16 protein-coding genes are annotated in these 17,164 nt (G+C 59.7%); 7 read left to right on the forward strand and 9 right to left on the reverse strand.

Annotated elements, in window-relative coordinates; genetic code table 11:
* Positions 1-7 precede the first annotated feature (7 nt).
* The 7 genes from I8E17_RS24610 to I8E17_RS24640 form a co-directional block, all read right to left on the reverse strand.
* Positions 8-1,018, reverse strand: coding sequence for a zinc-dependent alcohol dehydrogenase family protein (locus I8E17_RS24610; protein WP_069609978.1), 1,011 nt, complete (start codon positions 1,016-1,018; stop codon positions 8-10).
* A gap of 100 nt (positions 1,019-1,118) precedes the next feature.
* Entirely contained in the window at positions 1,119-2,177 is a 1,059-nt protein-coding gene (locus tag I8E17_RS24615) for a carbohydrate kinase family protein (RefSeq protein ID WP_069609979.1), read from the reverse strand.
* Positions 2,177-2,848, reverse strand: coding sequence for a D-lyxose/D-mannose family sugar isomerase (locus I8E17_RS24620; RefSeq protein WP_069609980.1), 672 nt, complete (start codon positions 2,846-2,848; stop codon positions 2,177-2,179). Before I8E17_RS24620 ends, I8E17_RS24615 begins: the two co-directional genes overlap by 1 nt.
* Positions 2,845-4,002, reverse strand: coding sequence for a Gfo/Idh/MocA family oxidoreductase (locus tag I8E17_RS24625; protein ID WP_069609981.1), 1,158 nt, complete (start codon positions 4,000-4,002; stop codon positions 2,845-2,847). Before I8E17_RS24625 ends, I8E17_RS24620 begins: the two co-directional genes overlap by 4 nt.
* Before the next feature lie 21 nt (positions 4,003-4,023).
* Positions 4,024-4,848 carry an aldolase gene (locus I8E17_RS24630; protein WP_069609982.1) on the reverse strand — a complete coding sequence of 275 codons (825 nt, stop codon included), beginning with the start codon at positions 4,846-4,848 and terminating at the stop codon, positions 4,024-4,026.
* A gap of 195 nt (positions 4,849-5,043) precedes the next feature.
* The gene (locus tag I8E17_RS24635) at positions 5,044-6,042 is read right to left on the reverse strand and encodes a Tim44 domain-containing protein (RefSeq protein WP_069609983.1); all 999 of its coding nucleotides are present in this window, start codon (positions 6,040-6,042) and stop codon (positions 5,044-5,046) included.
* A gap of 166 nt (positions 6,043-6,208) precedes the next feature.
* Positions 6,209-6,430, reverse strand: coding sequence for a hypothetical protein (locus tag I8E17_RS24640; RefSeq protein ID WP_069609984.1), 222 nt, complete (start codon positions 6,428-6,430; stop codon positions 6,209-6,211).
* A gap of 349 nt (positions 6,431-6,779) precedes the next feature.
* Between I8E17_RS24640 and I8E17_RS24645 the strand changes: the two genes are divergently transcribed.
* The gene (locus I8E17_RS24645; RefSeq protein ID WP_069609985.1) at positions 6,780-7,058 is read left to right on the forward strand and encodes an HU family DNA-binding protein; all 279 of its coding nucleotides are present in this window, start codon (positions 6,780-6,782) and stop codon (positions 7,056-7,058) included.
* A gap of 110 nt (positions 7,059-7,168) precedes the next feature.
* On the opposite strand, the gene I8E17_RS24650 is transcribed toward I8E17_RS24645, so the two are convergent.
* Positions 7,169-7,993: a glycerophosphodiester phosphodiesterase family protein gene (locus I8E17_RS24650; RefSeq protein ID WP_113367016.1), complete on the reverse strand. Its 825-nt coding sequence runs from the start codon at positions 7,991-7,993 to the stop codon at positions 7,169-7,171.
* Between the two features lie 369 nt (positions 7,994-8,362).
* Positions 8,363-9,508 carry an acyltransferase family protein gene (locus I8E17_RS24655; protein WP_083258006.1) on the reverse strand — a complete coding sequence of 382 codons (1,146 nt, stop codon included), beginning with the start codon at positions 9,506-9,508 and terminating at the stop codon, positions 8,363-8,365.
* A gap of 264 nt (positions 9,509-9,772) precedes the next feature.
* Here I8E17_RS24655 and I8E17_RS24660 point away from each other — a divergent pair, with 264 nt between their 5' ends.
* The 6 genes from I8E17_RS24660 to ugpC are packed head-to-tail and all read left to right on the forward strand — an operon-like array spanning position 9,773 to position 17,097.
* Positions 9,773-10,786, forward strand: a complete 1,014-nt coding sequence (locus I8E17_RS24660) for a LacI family DNA-binding transcriptional regulator (RefSeq protein WP_069609987.1) — start codon at positions 9,773-9,775, stop codon at positions 10,784-10,786.
* Positions 10,787-10,810: 24 nt separating this feature from the next.
* Positions 10,811-12,130, forward strand: a complete 1,320-nt coding sequence (locus I8E17_RS24665) for an extracellular solute-binding protein (RefSeq protein ID WP_069609988.1) — start codon at positions 10,811-10,813, stop codon at positions 12,128-12,130.
* Between the two features lie 51 nt (positions 12,131-12,181).
* Positions 12,182-13,027: a sugar ABC transporter permease gene (locus tag I8E17_RS24670; RefSeq protein ID WP_083258007.1), complete on the forward strand. Its 846-nt coding sequence runs from the start codon at positions 12,182-12,184 to the stop codon at positions 13,025-13,027.
* On the forward strand, positions 13,024-13,857 hold the full coding sequence (locus I8E17_RS24675) for a carbohydrate ABC transporter permease (RefSeq protein ID WP_069609990.1): 834 nt from the start codon (positions 13,024-13,026) through the stop codon (positions 13,855-13,857). Before I8E17_RS24670 ends, I8E17_RS24675 begins: the two co-directional genes overlap by 4 nt.
* Positions 13,858-13,885: 28 nt before the next feature.
* Complete coding sequence (locus I8E17_RS24680; protein ID WP_069609991.1) at positions 13,886-15,994, forward strand: ADP-ribosylglycohydrolase family protein; 2,109 nt, start codon at positions 13,886-13,888, stop codon at positions 15,992-15,994.
* Positions 15,994-17,097 carry a sn-glycerol-3-phosphate ABC transporter ATP-binding protein UgpC gene (gene ugpC / locus I8E17_RS24685; RefSeq protein ID WP_069609992.1) on the forward strand — a complete coding sequence of 368 codons (1,104 nt, stop codon included), beginning with the start codon at positions 15,994-15,996 and terminating at the stop codon, positions 17,095-17,097. Before I8E17_RS24680 ends, ugpC begins: the two co-directional genes overlap by 1 nt.
* Positions 17,098-17,164: the final 67 nt, after the last annotated feature.

The raw sequence follows: 17,164 nt of genomic DNA on the forward strand, positions 1-17,164 counted from the left end.
GCAGCACTCAGGGACGGACGATGACCTTGATTTCGCCAGCCAGCGGCGCGCTGCCAACCACGCTTGCAACATCCTCAAGGCCGATCGTCTTCGTAACAAGCGAATCCAGCTCCAGAATCCCGCTTGCCACCATGGCAGTGGCGCGAGCGTGGGTGAATGGATTGAGATAGGCTGGCCTGATCTCGACTTCATTGACGAGCAGATCGAACGGCAGAACGGGCACTTGGAGGCCCGCAGGCGTCACGCCGAACAGCACGAAGGCACCGCCGCGCCGCACCATCCGGACGCCGGTCTGCAGCGTTTCGGGAACGCCGGCACATTCTATGACGACATCGACGCCCCCGCTGGTCGCATCCCGCACAGCAGCAACAGCGTCGGTCGCCGTCGGATCGAGGGCCTGTGTTGCACCCAGGCGCAAAGCTGCTTCCCGCCGTGACAGCTGCCTCGTGATCAGGATGATCTGGTCAGCGCCTGCGAGACGCGCCAGTTGGACCATGAGCAAGCCAATGACACCCCCGCCCAATATGGCGACGCTGTCGCCCGGACGGATCTGTGCCTTGTCGATGGCATGGATGCAGCAGGCCAGCGGCTCGCAAAACACGCCGTGAACGGGATCGAGATCCGGAGGCAGTATGAACGCCTGTCCGCAGGGAACCGCGACATATTCGGCAAAGCCGCCATCCCTCGTCACGCCGATAGCCGTGAGGTTGGCGCAGAGATTCGGCCGCCCGCGCCGACAGGCGGGGCATGTGCCACAAGCGATATTCGGGTCTATGGTGACGAGTTCACCGCCCACGAATGTGGTAACGCCCTCGCCCACCTCCTCGACGAGGCCACAGAACTCGTGGCCCAAGGTCACGGGGATCGCCGTCGGATATTCGCCCTTGTACATGTGCCGGTCTGACCCGCAGATGCCGGCGGCCAGCACCCGCACGACAATCTCTCCCGGACCGGCGCTCGGCTTCTCGACCATATGCATGGCCATATCGCCGATTGCTTCCAAACGGACTGCCCTCATTCGCCTCCTCCAAGCGTAAAATTTGATTCGCTCGCTATCGCGCCGCTCTCATCGGCACCATAGCACTCAATGATGCGCGTTGCCGCTCCACAGCGGTGCGCTAGACACCGGCGAGCTGCATCTCCTTTATATCCTCCAGAAGGGCCGCCATGTCGGGAATGCCATCCGTCGCGGTTGCCCCTCTCAGGCAACGCGCAGCGGCGGCATGTGCAACGGCGCAGATGCGCTCGACGGGCCAGTCCTCATGCAGACCGTAAAGCACAGCGGCGCAGAAAGCATCGCCCGCGCCGACGGTACTGACGATTTCAGCCGGATCGACCGGCCGGGAGCGCGAGACAATTGGCTTCACACCCGGTGCAAACCAGAAGCAGATTTCAGGGGCGTGAATGATTGCACCCTTTGCGACGCCTGCCGCCAGCAACCGTTCGCCGGCTGTCAGAAGTACGGCCTCGTTCAACTCCCCTGCGGTGCCCCGTACGGTCACGCCGGTTGCCCGCCCTGCTTCGATTTCATTGATGACAAGGTAATCGCAATAGGGCAGCGCCGCGCCAACCTTTGCCGCGAATTCCGGATCCTCGCTGGAGACGAAATCGACGCAGGTGATCAGGCCGGCATTGCGCGCGGCTTCCAGCAGGCGCGATGCTCCGGATCGGCCATCCGCATCGAGCATGTCGAGACCAGGCAGAAGCATCAGATAGCCGAGATAAAACAGCCGGTAACCGGCGTTGGCAAAGGTCGCGGGCGAGAGGAGCGCGTCCGTCAGCGCATCATTGGCACCGCCGTGATAGAAGAAAGTGCGGTTCTGCCCTGGCACGTTCATGACATGCGTATGAGCTGTTGCACGGTCGGGAAGCTCCCGCAGACCGCTTGCATCGATACCGGCGCTCTGAAGCCGCATCTTGACGATCCCGCCATCGATATCCGCGCCGATGCAGCCGGCGGCGGCGAGCTTTCCGGGAAAGCGGAGCGAGGCGAGATCGGTGACGACATTGGCGGCCCCGCCGCCAACACCCACGTCCTGATGCTGAATATAAGCAAGATTACCCTGCTCGGGCCAGTAGGACAGCGTATGGACACGGTCGACGATGAAGTTTCCCGCGCAGACGATACCTCCCTTGTCCTTCTTTTCGCCTTCGCGAACCTCCTCCCCGGTCCGCATCAGCCACCTGCCTCATTCCATAGAGGCCTGAGCGGCGGCTCGTCCTCCTCGATCGCGGCGAAGCGCCCGATCGGTTCCAGAAAGTAATTGTCGCTATTGTCGTCATTGACCTGACTGACTTCGCCGACGAAGACCGGACCGCCGCCTTTGCGGCCGTAGAAGCGATGATAGAGCCCGGTGGGGATCGTCACGCTCTGGCCAGGAGAAAGAACCAACGGCTCCCATGCCGCAAGTTTTTTCGGCAAGCCGTCGACGGGGACGGTCACGTCATCCTGCAGCACATTGCCCTCGGCATCGGTCGCAGCGAATTCAATGACGAGATCGCCGCCGGCCCTGTTGATGATGTCTTCCATCTTCGCCTCGTGGCGATGGGTCGGCGTCAGTTGCCCCTCCTCGACGAAAAGCAGCTTTTCGGCATAGGTCCGTTCGCCTTCGACACCGACGATGCCATTGCGCAGGCAGAAGAGCACGAGGCCGCATTCGGCAAAACGGCCCGAGCCGAAATCAGTGACATCCCAGCCCAGCTGGTGACTACGCAGATATCCCGCCGCCTCCGGATTAGCGACAAAGTCCGCCGCGGTCCAATAACCCCACTCCGGCAGCGACCAGCGCCAATGGTCTAGGGTTTTGCTTGCGCGCCGCAGCGCTTCGTTGATTTCGGAGCGCTTCATCGGACGGTTGCTCCTTCGTAATCGACCGGCACGACCATATTTTCACGGCCGGATTTCAGTGCCGCTGTCAGCACTGCGTGATGCGCCTGCGCCTCTTCCGGCGTGGCGCAGGTAAAGCCGTTGGCGTTTCCGCCGGCCAATTCATCCACAAAGGCAGCCCACATTTGCTGGATGGCATCGGCGAAGCCGAATTCGAAGATCTTGCCTGTTATCGCCGGGAAGAGCGAGCCGTATCCCAAATCTTCGGTACTCCAGGCCTGCACGCCGCCGGTATAATCCATCCACTGCCATTGCCGCGGCGCTTTGGTGGTAAAGAAGGCGCTCTTTTTCATGCCGAGGATGCGAATATACCAGGTATTGGCCTCACCCGGTGCAATACGCCAGGTCTTCAAAACCATCGGAAAATCCTGACCGCCCTTACTGACGCGAGTGCTGATCGTCGCATTGTCCCAGGTCGTGCACGGCACCATCCCGCCCTTGCCATCCGGGCGCTCGGTGATCTTCTTGACCAGCTGCGCATGTAGTGTCTGTGGGCGCCAGCCGAGCCGCAGGGGCACATGCAGCACATGCATGCCGAGATCGCCCATGCAGCCATAGTCGCCATTGATATCGGCCATGCGCTTCCAGTTGATTGGCTTTTGCCTGTCGATGTCGGAGGAATGCAGGAAACCGGCCTCGACTTCGAGGATATCACCCATCTCGCCACTTTCAGCGAGCGCGATGACCTTCTGCGCTCCAGGGAAGAAGGGCATTTCCGACGAGCAACGAACCAGAAGCTTCGGGTTCTCGGCAAGCACCGCCATGATCTCGCGGTTCTGTGCCGCATCCATGCCGAACGGCTTTTCGCCCAGTAGATGCTTGCCGGCCTTCAGGATATCGACGTAAAACTGTTTATGCAGCACATGCGGCACGGCGCAATAGACCGCGTCAACATCCGGATTGGCGAGCAGCTCCTTATAGTCGCTAGTGAATTGCCGAACCGACTGCACATTGTCCTTGAACCAGTCGAGCAGCGCCGCATTAGTGTCGCAGACGGCAACAATTTCCGGCCGTGCCCTCGTGTCGGCAAGATGCAGCCAGCGCGCCGCAGCGCTTGCGAATTCACGCCCCATCAGGCCGCAGCCGATGACGCCGAAGCGGAATACCTTCTTCATGTTTCCTCCTCCCAGGATGCGTCAGGCGAGATGCCGCGAGGCATCTTCGACGGAAGCCTCCTCATGGACGATCGCCATCAGGGCGCGCGTCATGCCGGCGGGATTACTGTGCTGGATGACGTTGCGGCCATAGACGATGCCGCGGGCGCCCTGCTCCATCAGCTGTTTCGTACGTGAAAGGATTTCCTGATCCGAGACGCGGCCGCCGCCACGCACCAGTACGGGCAAGCCCTGAGCGATCTCGATGACGCGGTGATATTCCTGCACGTCGTCACAGGGATCGGCCTTGATGATGTCGGCGCCAAGTTCGGCAGCCTGACGTACCAGCGGCAGGATCTTGTCGATCGCCCCATCGACCATGTAGGCGCCCTTGGAATTATCCTGCATGACCAGCGGCTCGACCATTAGCGGCATGCCGTAAATCTCACATTCGCGCTTCAGGCTGTTCACGTTGCGCACGCAGGCGCGATAAACTTCCGGCTGGTCCGGCAGCATCAAAAGATTGACGACCACACAGGCGGCATCGAGTGCGACGGCCTGCTCCACGCCTCGATCGATCATTTCGGAAAACAGCGCCGATGGTAGCGGATTGCCGTAGATATTGGCGATATCGGTCCGCAGCACCAAAGCCGGACGACTTTTGCCGGGAATAGCCTGCAGGATGGGTGCAGTGCCCGGCGGAAGTTGGATGGCATCGGGCGCGGCATCGGCAATGACCTTGATCGCCGTTCGCATATCCTCGATGCCGGCCAGAAAGGTCCGTTCATTGAACATGCCATGGTCTATGGCGACGTCGAAACAATTTCCGGACACGCCGAACAGGCGGTTAAACCGCGCGGATTTCATCTATTTCCTCCCGATGTGGTAACGTTTCCACATCGCCACATTAGAGGACAGATTTGGCGAGTCAAGACGGATGCAGCGTCGTCTTCGACATCCGCTCGACGTCTTCAAGTTTAAAGGATGAGAACAATCAGTTCATGGACATGGCCAGCCGCGCGCGATCCCTCGCGAGGCGGGGCTCTGCGGAAGCCACACAGATCAGTGCAGGTCCGTTCCCTGGATTGCTGAAAGCGTCCAGTCCGAACCCGGCTTGCGCACGAAGGTCCAAAGTTCCGTCGTTTCCGAAGGGTTGCGATCGTCGCCGTCGACGAGTTTTCCGGTCGCACGATCGACCATCGCGTCGATGCTCGAATAGCGCATGGCAAGCGTCGCATATTCGGCATTGCCCTCGCGCCACGCTTCGGCGATATCGCCTTGCAGCAGCCGGACGTCGGAAACGCTGTTGCGCACGCCGCTGGTCGCGTTTTCCCCAAGTTCTTCGGCAAGGTAGGACATCGCCTCCGGCGTGGTCAGCCGGCGCAGCGTGGCATAGTCTTCCTTGCCATAGGCCGACTGGATCTCTGTCAGAAGGTGCTCGAAGCGATCGAGATCGGCCTGCTGCAGCCCGATCTCGTCATTGGCTTGGCGCGCCTTCGGCGCGGCCGCCGCTCCACCGCCGATAGACGGGATGGAGAAGGAAGGGCGCGAGGAAACACCTGCGTTGTTCATCGGATTCACATTGTAGGACGTGCCCGATCCCGGTGCTGCATATTGTGTCCGCTGGCGGTTTGCGAAGAAACGCATGGCAAAACTAATCAGCAATACGATCAGACCGATCTGCAGCAGCATGCCGAGGAAGCCGATGCCGCCGCCGAAACCGTGACCGAGCATCATGCCCAGAAGACCGCCGGCGATCAGGCCACCGATCATCGACCCACCGAAGCCGCCGAAAAGGCCTGGACGCTGCGGCGCGCCGAGCGGCGGCTGCGTCGCCGTTTGCTGCTGCGGCCGCTGCGTCATAGACCGGTCGATCGGGGCAGCCTGCGTAGGCGCCGTTCGCGTTATGGCTGGGGTATCGAAGGTGCGCGTTCCGCGGCTTCCGAAGCCGCTGGATCCAGCTCGGCGTGCATCGGCAGCGTCAAAGGTCGCTAAAGACGACGCGGCGGCAAGGACGACGATGGCTGCGATCTTGGCGAAACGCGGTACTGCACTGAACATTGGCTCTCCTGTCATAGGGCAGAAAGACTAATCCGCCCCTATATGGGGATGCCTGTTCGTGATTGTAAGGCTGCGATTTTAAGTTGGTGCAACTTTCAGATTTCAATCCAGAGCAAGCCGGCCGCGCGAGCATGCGGATGACTGGCCACACCCTTCGAAGACGATCCTAATCTTCATCCGCTCTTTCGATCAAACCGTCATAGACTTCCATCATCGCATTGGTGATGGCCTGGCCAAGTGCGTTACCGGCCGCGCGGACATCATCCTCCGTGCCGTCCCGTGCGGCTCTTGCCAATTCAAAGCCCTCATCGCTGATGATCTGCTTTGCGACCTCGATGGCCCAAAGCCCGAAATCACCGCGATTGTCTATCTTGATCTCGTGTTCCATTGTCCGTTCCATTGATCACAGCCAAGCCTCTATAGACCTGCCGGACAAAAGGCCAGTTTCAATGATTCCGTTACCGCTCGCATCCGTATGGTGAAGGGGTGCCGGAGCTCTGATCCGGTTCTTTCCGCAGATTCGCAGGCGTCTGCGGATAGCGCTGACCGCTCTCCTATCGGCCGGCCTAACCGAGGCCCTGCCTGGAAAATCGCTTGCGGAAAGCGTTCGAAATGGCCTCGATGCGTCGGAACCTGTGGAAATACGGGCATTCTAGGCCTTTCCGGCGCGGACTCCAGGTGACAATAGACATCGGCAATGGAAATGATTCCACCGTCATCAATGCGGGGGAAGCCTCATGACCACCACCAATGAAATTGCAGACAAGATTGCTGCAGACCACAAGCTTACCAAAGTCCAGAGCAAGGCGATTGTCGAAGCCGTCTTTGCGGCCATTACCGGAGCCGCAACATCCGGGGCCGAAACCTCGATCCCGGGCTTTGGCAAGTTCAAAGTCAAGGATACGCCGGCACGCGAAGCACGCAATCCGGGAACGGGCGCAACCATCAAGGTTGCCGCATCGAAGAAGCTCGCCTTCACGCCGGCCAAGGCGCTGAAGGATGCGCTCAACAAGTAATCCGTATCGTTAGGATACCACAGTTCAACGGCCGGCTCTATTTGCTAGAGCCGGCCGGTTGCGTTTTCAAACGAAGGCGCCCGCGCTTGCTGATCGCATCGAAGGGCTGGTCAACGCGTATCGAGATAGGTCCTCAGCGCCTCAGCCTCATCCGTCTGGATGGCAGAGACGCCGGCATCGACAAGCCTGCCCCAAATCGCAGCGGGATCCTGCAGGGCGGCAGTATCCGTGAAGCCCGCGCAGGAAACGGAATCAAGGGTATTGACCCACAGGCGCATACCCGTATCCACAAAAAGCGCCTTGCGCGCCGCGAGCTGCTCAAGACTGTCGAAGTAGATTTCACAGAGCAGCGGCTTGAGCTGACGCAGAAGATCAAGCTGGCTCTCGGCATCCACAGAACCGAGGCGTGTTTTCGCCATGAGGAGTACCATCTCCGGCGACACGTTGCTCTGGATCCAGGCGAGATCGTCCGAGGTTTTCAGATCGCTCCAGAAGTCGACCTGCCGATCGACGCCCATCGCCCGGGCGCAGGCGATCACGCCGGGGATCATGTCTCTGCGCTTGACATCGAGATGCAGGAAAATGCGACCGCGCGTGAGATCGAAGACATCCTTCAGGCTCGGCAGCTTTTCATCGGTCATCCGGTTCGTCCCGCCGCCATCACGATCGCGCAGGTTCAGGTTCGACAATTGCTGCAGCGTCAACTCCTCCGCCTCTCGGGCGAGGCCAGCCGTTCGCTCCAGCGTATCGTCATGCAGAAGAAAGAACTCGCCATCGCTGCTGCATCGCACATCGATCTCGACCACATCGTAGCCGGCTGAAATCGCCCGCTCGATCGCAAGCAGGCTGTTTTCCGGCGCGGCGCGCCAGATCCCGCGATGAACGACGATCGCACAATCGCGCGAGGGGTCGGCGATATAGTCGGCATAGTCCATGACAGGCCCTTATCTCGCGGAAATACGCGCAAATCGCCCAGAATCGCACGTCTTCAACGAGGCGTATCATGGGATTTTGACAGATCTGCAAAGCGCGATGCCGATCGAGGGGCAACCCTTTGCGATCGTTGCTGCCGGCGGATCGGGAGCGGTGCATTGAGAGCCTGAGATGTAGAGATTGTGATCCGTCTCAGATCATTGATTGTTGGCAGCCAGTCTCTGACTGCCGCCGCCTATTTGGAGCGCCATGTTTTAAGCGCGATGCCATCGATCGCGACCTGTAGATCATGGCAACCGGAGCCGGTTGCGCAGCCAGCTCCCGACAATTGACGATCGATAAGAACCCGATTGCCAAGCCCGCCCGTGATATCAGGCAGCGTGCGGACGAAACATTGCGTTCGCGGCACTCTCCAGACGAAGCTTCAGTTCGTAAGCCACAGCGCAGATTGCCAAAGTGGCAACGGAAATCGGGATAAACGACACGGCGGACAAGAGCCCCATACGATCCAACCCATAGGCGATCAGCAGCATAACGGTCTGGTGGAGAGCGTAGTAGGTGAGAACCGCCCTGTTGAGATAGCGGATCACGACGTTTTCCGATCGGCACCAAATCTTCGCATAGCCGAGAACGGCGACGATCGCGCACCACTGGAACGTACCACCAAGCACTCTCCCTACAGCCAGCCGCCACATTTCTGGATTACCGGATGGCAGGCTGGGAAACAGGCATACCAAAGCCACCGCGCAAGCGACCGTCAGAATCAATGCCGGCCTCCGCATGTTGACAATAGCATCCCAGCAATCGTCACGCGTTGCCATCACAGCTCCCATCAGGAACGCGGCCATATAAACGGCATGACTGTACCAATCGGTCAAAAACTCCAGTGATGGGGGGAAAATTGGTCTCAAGACGAGCCGCAATAAGATAAATAGCAAGGCGGGCGCTATCAGTACCCATTTGCCCGTAAGCCAAGGGACAAGCCGATCTCCCATATAGGGCAACAACGACGGCCACACCGCCACCGCGAGCGTAATGATCACGGTATAACTCCACAGATACAGCAGATACCAAAGATGCTGCATGCCGGCGAGGAGCGTCTGCTCACCGCTCGGCAAGGAAACCGGAGTCAAGGTCAGGTAATTCCAGAAGACCTCCAAGAGGCTGATATGCACTCCCATCTCAGCGTTCAAAAACACATATATCTGTGGTGGTATCAGAAATACCATGCCCGCCAGAAAAGGCAGCAATAATTGTCTTGTCCGCGCGCTCCTCAATGCGCCCGGAGGACGCTTCACAAGCAGCATGCCCGTCACGGCGCCGGAGATGAAAAACAGCAACGTCATTCGCCACGGATGCGTCAACAAATGGATTATATCGAAGGCGGGAGAACTGTCCGGCGCCTTCAGCATGAAATTTCTCGAATTATAAATCAGGCTGACGTGGTAGACGATCAGCAGCAAAAATGCTGCCACCCTGACAAAATCCAGATCATGCCGACGTGTTGGTTTCTCCATATTTTCGCATTTTAGATTTCAACCATTAATTGATTATGTAGTGAACCAGTCAAAATTTCGCGTTGGGAGGGGCAAGCCTCCCTGAAGCCCGGCCGAGCAGGCCAGAGCGCCTTGGGGCGAACGCCCATATCGACAAACGGCACCTCTCCGAAGCACGGCGCCTCTCCGCCAAAAAGCATGCGCAGAGGCCGATGACGACGCTTGACACCCAGCTCGCGAGCTTTTATTGATACGTATAACTAATACGTATAAGCAAAGTGACTGATGACAAACGGGCGAGCAACGCAAAAGGATGTCGCAAGGGCTGCGGGGGTCTCGCAGGCTACCGTTTCCATGGTGCTGAGCGGCGGCGGAGCATCCATCCCGGCGGAGACATGGGAGCGTATTACCAAGGCGGCAAAGGACCTTGGCTACGTGCCAAACCGTTTTGCGCAAGCGCTCAAGACGAGCCGCACGATGACCATCGCCTGCATCGTGCCTGACATCACCAATCCGTTCTATCCGTCTTTGATCCGCGGTATTCAGTCGGTCGCTGACGGCCAGAACTACGATGTGATCACGGTCAACACCGACGGGACGCCCGAGCGGGAACGTCATTTTCTCGATTGGGCCCGACAGGGCCGTGTCGATGGCGTGGTCGGCGTCTTCTTCACGCTGAAGGCCAAGGATTTCAATCCATTGGTCGAAGCCGGCGTTCCCATAGTAAGAATTGAATCATCCAAGAAACGCGGCGGCGAAATCCCGATCGACGACATCTATGTCGACAGCAGGGCGGCGGCGCAGACGGTGACGGAATATCTGCTGGGGCTCGGTCATAAGCGCATCGCACTCGTCGCCGGGCGCGGCGGTCCGCAGGCCCACCGTATCGAGGGTTATCGTAAGGCGCTCACAGAGTTCGGCCACCCCGACCATGTTGTCATCGATGACGAATTTTCCGAGATGGGCGGCGTGCGCGCGGCCGAGAGCATCCTCGGCGGCGATTTCAGACCGACCGCCATCTTCGCCGCGAACGACCTGATGGCGATCGGGGTGATGCAGTCGCTGCGCGAGCGCGGCATCCGCATTCCCGAGGATATCGCCGTCGTCGGTTTCGACGATATTTCCGCCGCCAAGCTCGTCACCCCGACCTTGACGACGGTCGCGCAGTTTCAATGGAAAATGGGAGAACGTGCCGCGCAGACGCTGATGGATCGCCTGCGCGGAGAAAAGACCGGTGCTGGAACCGCCGTTGAAATGCCCTTCGATCTCATCGTCAGGGGTTCGACGAACAACGAATAAAACCAAATCGGGAGGAGAAAACCGATGCACAGACGTACAGTTTTGAAAGCCGGCTTCGGCCTAGCTGCCCTGCCACTCATGTCCCGCTTCACCTTCGCGGCGGATCAGAAGCCGGTATCCTTCTGGTACGAATCCGCTTCGCCGGAGAACCAGGATAACCTCAAGAACATTCTGATCGACCCGTTCAATGCGGCACATCCCGAAGACCTCCTGAGCATCGACTTCCGCGGCTCGGATCTCGACAAGCAGCTGCGCGTCGCGATGCTGGCCGGCACGGGCCCCGATGTTGTCTTCACGGCCGGCCCGAGCTATGTCGCGGCAATGGCACAGGCCGGTCAGCTTATGCCGCTTGACGACTACGCCAAGAAATATGGCTGGAACGAGCGTCTGCTGCCGCTCTTCCTCGATCTCGGCCGCTACAAAGGCAAGCTCTATGCGCTCGCGAAGACATACGAAACGCTCGGCCTCTTCTACAACAAGACCTTGTTCGACCAGAACAAATGGAAGGTGCCAACGACGATATCAGATTTCGAGGCGCTTGCCGACGAGATGAAGGCCAGGGGCCTCACCCCGTTCGGTGCCGGCAATGCCGACTGGCGTCCGGCCAACGAGCATTATGTCTCGATCGCCATCAATTCGATTGCCGGACCCGAGAATGTCTACAAGGCGCTGACAGGCGCCATTCCGTGGACCGATCCCGCCTTTGTCCACTCGATCGACAAGCTCGCGGAGTGGTGGGACAAGGGATATTTCGGCGACAACTACTTCTCGCTGACACTGGAACAGGCCTTCGCGCAGATCGCCAGCGGTCAGGCCGGAATGGCACCGACGGGCACGTGGAATTTCACCAACGTCCAGACCTATTTCCCGCAGAACAACGCGGAGCCCGGCTTTGCCGGTTTCCCGAGCGAGAAGGGCGATCCGATCTTCGCACTCGGCATCGGCTCGACGCTGTCGATCAACGCCAAGTCAGGCAATGCCGATGGCGCCGCTGCCGTTCTCGATTATATGTTCACGGACGACTACTACAGCAAGATGAACTCGGTCTGGCAGGGTGAATGGAACCTGCCGCTGGCCGATCTCTCCAAGGTCAAACTCTCCGATAAAGTCCTGCCTCTTTACGAGGACGCCATGAAGCAGTTGGCAGGCGCAGTTGCCGCCGGCAAATACGGCTACACGACCTGGACCTTCCTGCCGCCGGCCACAGACACATACCTGGTCAGCGGCATGGAAGAGGTCTGGCTCAAGAAAACGAAATCGGCCGACTTCCTGAAGAAGCTTGACGAGACCTTCAAGCAGGAACGTGACGCCGGCAAAGCGCCGGCGGTCCCGCCCCGCGCCTGACAAGCCGCCGCAGGACGGCGTTGAAAGCGCCGTCCTCGCCCGGAGGATATTATGCACCGACTCTATCTCGTTCCGACGATGATCATTAATATCATCATCGTCCTCGTCCCTGCTTTGCTGACGGTGGCACTCGCCTTCTGCAACTGGGACGGCATTTCCCCACCCACCTTCGCGGGCCTCGACAATTTCCGCGCGCTTGCCGGCGACCGCGTCTTCTGGCTGGCGCTCGGCAACAACATCATCTGGACCATCGTCTTCCTGACGGTGCCAATCCTCATGGGGCTGCTTGCCGCCTCGATGCTGCTGATCGTGCGCCGCGGCAGCAATTTCTTTCAGGTCGTCTATTTCCTGCCCGTCGTCATCGCGACCGCGATCACGGCCCGCATCTGGCAGGGTATGATCTATAGCCCCGTGACCGGTGTCTTCGGCCTCCTCAAAAAATACGGGCTGCCGATCCCCAATCCGCTTACCCAGCCGCCGATCGCGCTGTTCGGCGTCGCGACCGTCGACCTCTGGCACTGGTGGGGCTTTCTCTGCGTCATTTTCTTCGCCGCACTCCGCCAGGTGCCGCAGGAGCAGATCGAGGCGGCCCGCATCGAGGGCGCGACCTATTTCCAGATGATGCGCTATGTGCTGCTTCCCGGCATCCGGCCGACGATCACGCTGATGATGATCATGACCGTCATCTGGTCGTTCCTCGCCTTCGATTTCGTCTACATCCTCACCCAGGGCGGCCCCGCCTTCTCCAGCGAACTGCTTTCGACACTCGCCTATCGCAAGGCCTTTTATGATCTGAACGTCGGACAAGCGGCCGCCGCAGCCCTCGTCATCAGTCTGTTCGGGCTGATCGGCACCTTCTTCTACGTACGCATCCAGACCAGGGAGGGCGAGCAATGAGGCTCGTGGAAAGCCGCCTGACCCTCTGGGTCTGTTATATCCTTCTCGGCATATTCGCCTTCATTGCCCTCTTCCCGATCGCGCTTCTGGTGCTGAACTCGCTGAAGCCGGCGGCTCAGATCGTGCAGAATCCGCTCGGCCTGCCGCAGCCGATCCGTTGGCAGAATTTTGCCAATGCCTGGAACCACGCGAAATTCTCAAAGACTTTCGTCAATTCGCTGATCGTCTCCGGCACGACGATCGCGCTCGTCTGCACCACATCGTCGCTGACGGCCTATGTCATCGCGCGCCGCAAGATCAAAAGCTGGAAGATCTTCACCTTCTATCTGCTGGCGACCACGACCGCACCGATCCAGCTCTATATCTTCCCGCTCTATTTCGGCTTCGCCAAGCTCGGGCTCATCAACAACATCTTCGGCGTGGCGCTGATCTACACCGCGCTCTACAGCCCCTTTGCCGTGATGCTGCTCAGAACCTATTTCCTGGCGGTTCCAAAGGAGCTTGAGGAAGCAGCGATCGTCGACGGCGCTACGCATTGGCAGGTCTTCTGGCGGGTGATGCTGCCGATCGTCTCGCCGGGCATCCTTACCGTGGCGCTGATTATCGGATTGAATTCCTGGAACGAGTTCCTGATCGCCACGACCTTCCTGCAAAAACAGGAGAACATGACAGCCGTCATCGCCTTCTTCCTGCTATCCGGCCAGTACAGCTCCGATTGGGGGGAGATCATGGCCGCAGCGCTCATCATCGTCGTGCCTGTCGTCGCGCTTTTCGTCTTCATGCAGAAGCGCTTCATCGAAGGCATGGCTGGCGGCTCCGTCAAAGGCTGAACGAATTTATCGATAAATGGAGTAAGCAATGCAGCTTCCGAACGACTATCTCGAACGCGTCTATGCTGGTGTCCTGGGCAAGCTCATCGGCGTCTATCTTGGCCGTCCCTTCGAAGGATGGACCTACCAGAAGATCATGGAAGAACTGGGCCCTATCGAATATTACGTGCATGAACGCCTGAACCAGCCGCTCGTCGTCACCGACGACGATGTCGCCGGCACCTTCACCTTCATCCGCGCGCTGGAAGATTACGGCATCAAGCCGAACCTCTCCGCCGAAGAAATCGGCAAGGCCTGGCTCAATTACATCGTCGAGGAACGCGCGATCCTCTGGTGGGGCGGCAACGGCAACTCCACCGAACACACCGCCTGGCTCAATCTCAAGAAGGGTGTGCCGGCCCCGCAGTCCGGTTCGATCGCCACCAATGGCCAGGGCGTTGCCGAGCAGATCGGCGCCCAGATCTTCATCGATGGATGGGCAATGGTCGCCCCCGGTCAGCCGGAACTCGCGGCCAAGCTTGCGGAACAGGCCGGCAAGGTCAGCCATGATGGCGAATCAGTTTACGCCGCCATGCTCTGGGCAGCGATGGAAGCCGAGGCTTTCGTCACTTCCGACATCGACCACCTGATCGATACCGGGCTGAAGCAGATCCCGAGCGACAGCCAGATCGCCCGGCTGATTGCCGACATTAGGGCCTGGCACAAGGCACATCCCGATTGGCGCGACACACGCCAGAAGATCCAGGATAATTACGGATACGACAAATATCCCGGCAACTGCCATATCATGCCCAATCACGCACTGATGATCATGACGGTGCTCTATGCGCCGCACGATTTCCAGAAGGCGCAGATGATCGTCAATACATCGGGTTGGGATACCGATTGTAACGCCGGCAATGTCGGCTGCCTGCTCGGCATAATGAACGGCCTCGACGGGCTGGCCGAAGGGCCGGACTTCCGCGGCCCCATCGCCGACCGCATGCTGATCTCGTCTGCCGACGGCGGCAACTCCATCAACGATGCCGTGCGTCAGGCCTACTTCCTGACCAATCTCGGTCGCCATCTTGCCGGGCAACAGTCGCTCGAGGCTCCGAAGAACGGCGCGCAGTTTCATTTCTCGCTTCCGGGTAGTCAGCAAGGCTTCCGGCCACTGACAGGTCTCGGCGCGGCAAGCGGCGTGCGTGTCGGCAATACCGAATTCGAAAGCGGCCGTGCGCTGACAATCGATTACGAAGCCCTCGGACCGGCGCAAAGCGCCGTCGTGACGACGCCGACCTTCTCGCCGCGCGAAATGCTTGACATGCGCACCTACGATTTGATGGCGACGCCGCTCGTCTATTCCGGCCAGACGGTAAAGGCCCGCGCCAAGGCCGACGCGCAGAACCGCGGCACAATCGAAGCGCGTTTGCGCATCCGGATTTATGATGGGCGCGACCAGTTGAGCGACATCGACTCGGCGCCTGTTGTCATAGAGCCAGGCTCGGAAGCCATTCTCGAATGGACCCTTCCTGAGACCGACGGCCAGCCGATCGCAGAGATCGGCATCACAGTAACCGGCATCGGGAGGCGCGCCGATGGCCGCGTGTTCCTGGATTATCTCCGCTGGGACGGCGCGCCCCAATTGACATTGAAGCGCCCGGCTGGCGACGGCGATTTCTGGCGGATGGCCTGGGTGAACGGCGCAAGCTTCTTCTCCAAGCGCTTCCCGGCCGCCTTCCGCATCGCGCAGAACCGAGGCGAAGGCATCATCATTCATGGCACGCGCCAATGGACCGATTACCAGGCCTCAGGCCAGGTTATGATCCATCTCGGCAATTACGGCGGCCTTGCCATCCGCGCTCAGGGCCTGCGCCGATACTACGGCGCGCGCGTAACGCGCGACGGCAAGATGCAGATCGTCAAGGTGCGCGACGAGGAAACCAAGGTTCTTGCCGAAACCGCCTTCAAGACCGAGTTCGACAAGCATATCGCCATGAAGGTCTCGGCGCAGGGTGCGCGCATCACCTTCGAGGCTGACGGTGTTTCGGTGACGGCGGAAGATACCGCCGCCGATGCCTTCCGTGACGGCGGCGTCGGCCTTCTCATCCATGAAGGCGCCTTGTCGTCGAACGAGATCCGGATAGGAGGAGTATGATGGCAACGGTCACCATCGATAAGGCACGCAAGGCTTATGGCGCCGTGGAGGTTCTCCACGGCGTCTCGGCCGATATTGCCGACGGCGAATTCGTCGTCCTTGTAGGTCCTTCGGGCTGCGGCAAGTCAACCCTGCTCAGAATGATCGCCGGCCTTGAAGATATTACCGGCGGCACAATCGGCATCGGCGGGCGCGTGGTCAACAACCTGCCGCCCAAGGAACGCGACATATCCATGGTCTTCCAGAATTATGCGCTCTACCCGCATATGACGGTCTCTGAAAACATGGCCTTCTCGCTGACACTTGCCGGAGCCGCGAAGGAAGAAAAGCAAAAACGCGTGGCACATGCCGCGCAGATTCTCGGCCTCACCGATCTCCTCGGGCGCTATCCCCGCCAGCTCTCCGGCGGCCAGCGCCAGCGCGTTGCCATGGGCCGTTCGATCGTCCGCAATCCGCAAGTCTTTCTGTTCGACGAACCTCTGTCCAATCTGGACGCGAAGCTTCGCGTCGCCATGCGTGCCGAGATCAAGAGCCTGCACCGGCGCCTGGCAACGACGACCGTTTACGTCACCCATGACCAGGTCGAAGCCATGACCATGGCCGACCGCATCGTCGTCATGAACGGCGGCCATATCGAGCAGATCGGCAGGCCGCTCGAGCTTTACGACAACCCGCAAAGCACCTTCGTTGCCGCATTCATCGGCTCGCCAGCCATGAACCTCCTGAATGGAAGCTTCGACGCTGATGGCGGAAAGCCTGTCTTCAAGACCAATGAGGGAATCCTGCTGCCCCTGCCCGACAATGCACCCAGGGTTTCCGGCGTGGAAGGCGTCTACGGCATCCGGCCGGAATATTTCACCCTCTCGCCCGCAAATGTCGGCATTCCCGCGCGCGTGGCGGTCGTCGAGCCGCTTGGTTCCGAGACGCATATAACGGCGACGGTGGGCGGGCAGACAATCGTCACCGTCTTCCATGACCGGCTCGATATCGAACCGGAAGAGACGATCTGGCTGCAGCCGCGGACGGAACGGATCTGCCTGTTCGATGCTGGCGGGCGCCGGCTGACCGATAAGGCCGTCGAGCGAGACCTGCAACATTCGTGACGCCAAAGCGCCGTCGTAAGGCGGCACTTCAACCCCCGCCATATCGAATTGGCGGGATAACTGTTCG

This window comes from Rhizobium sp. AB2/73 (assembly GCF_020871915.1).
Classification (GTDB): domain Bacteria; phylum Pseudomonadota; class Alphaproteobacteria; order Rhizobiales; family Rhizobiaceae; genus Rhizobium; species Rhizobium dioscoreae.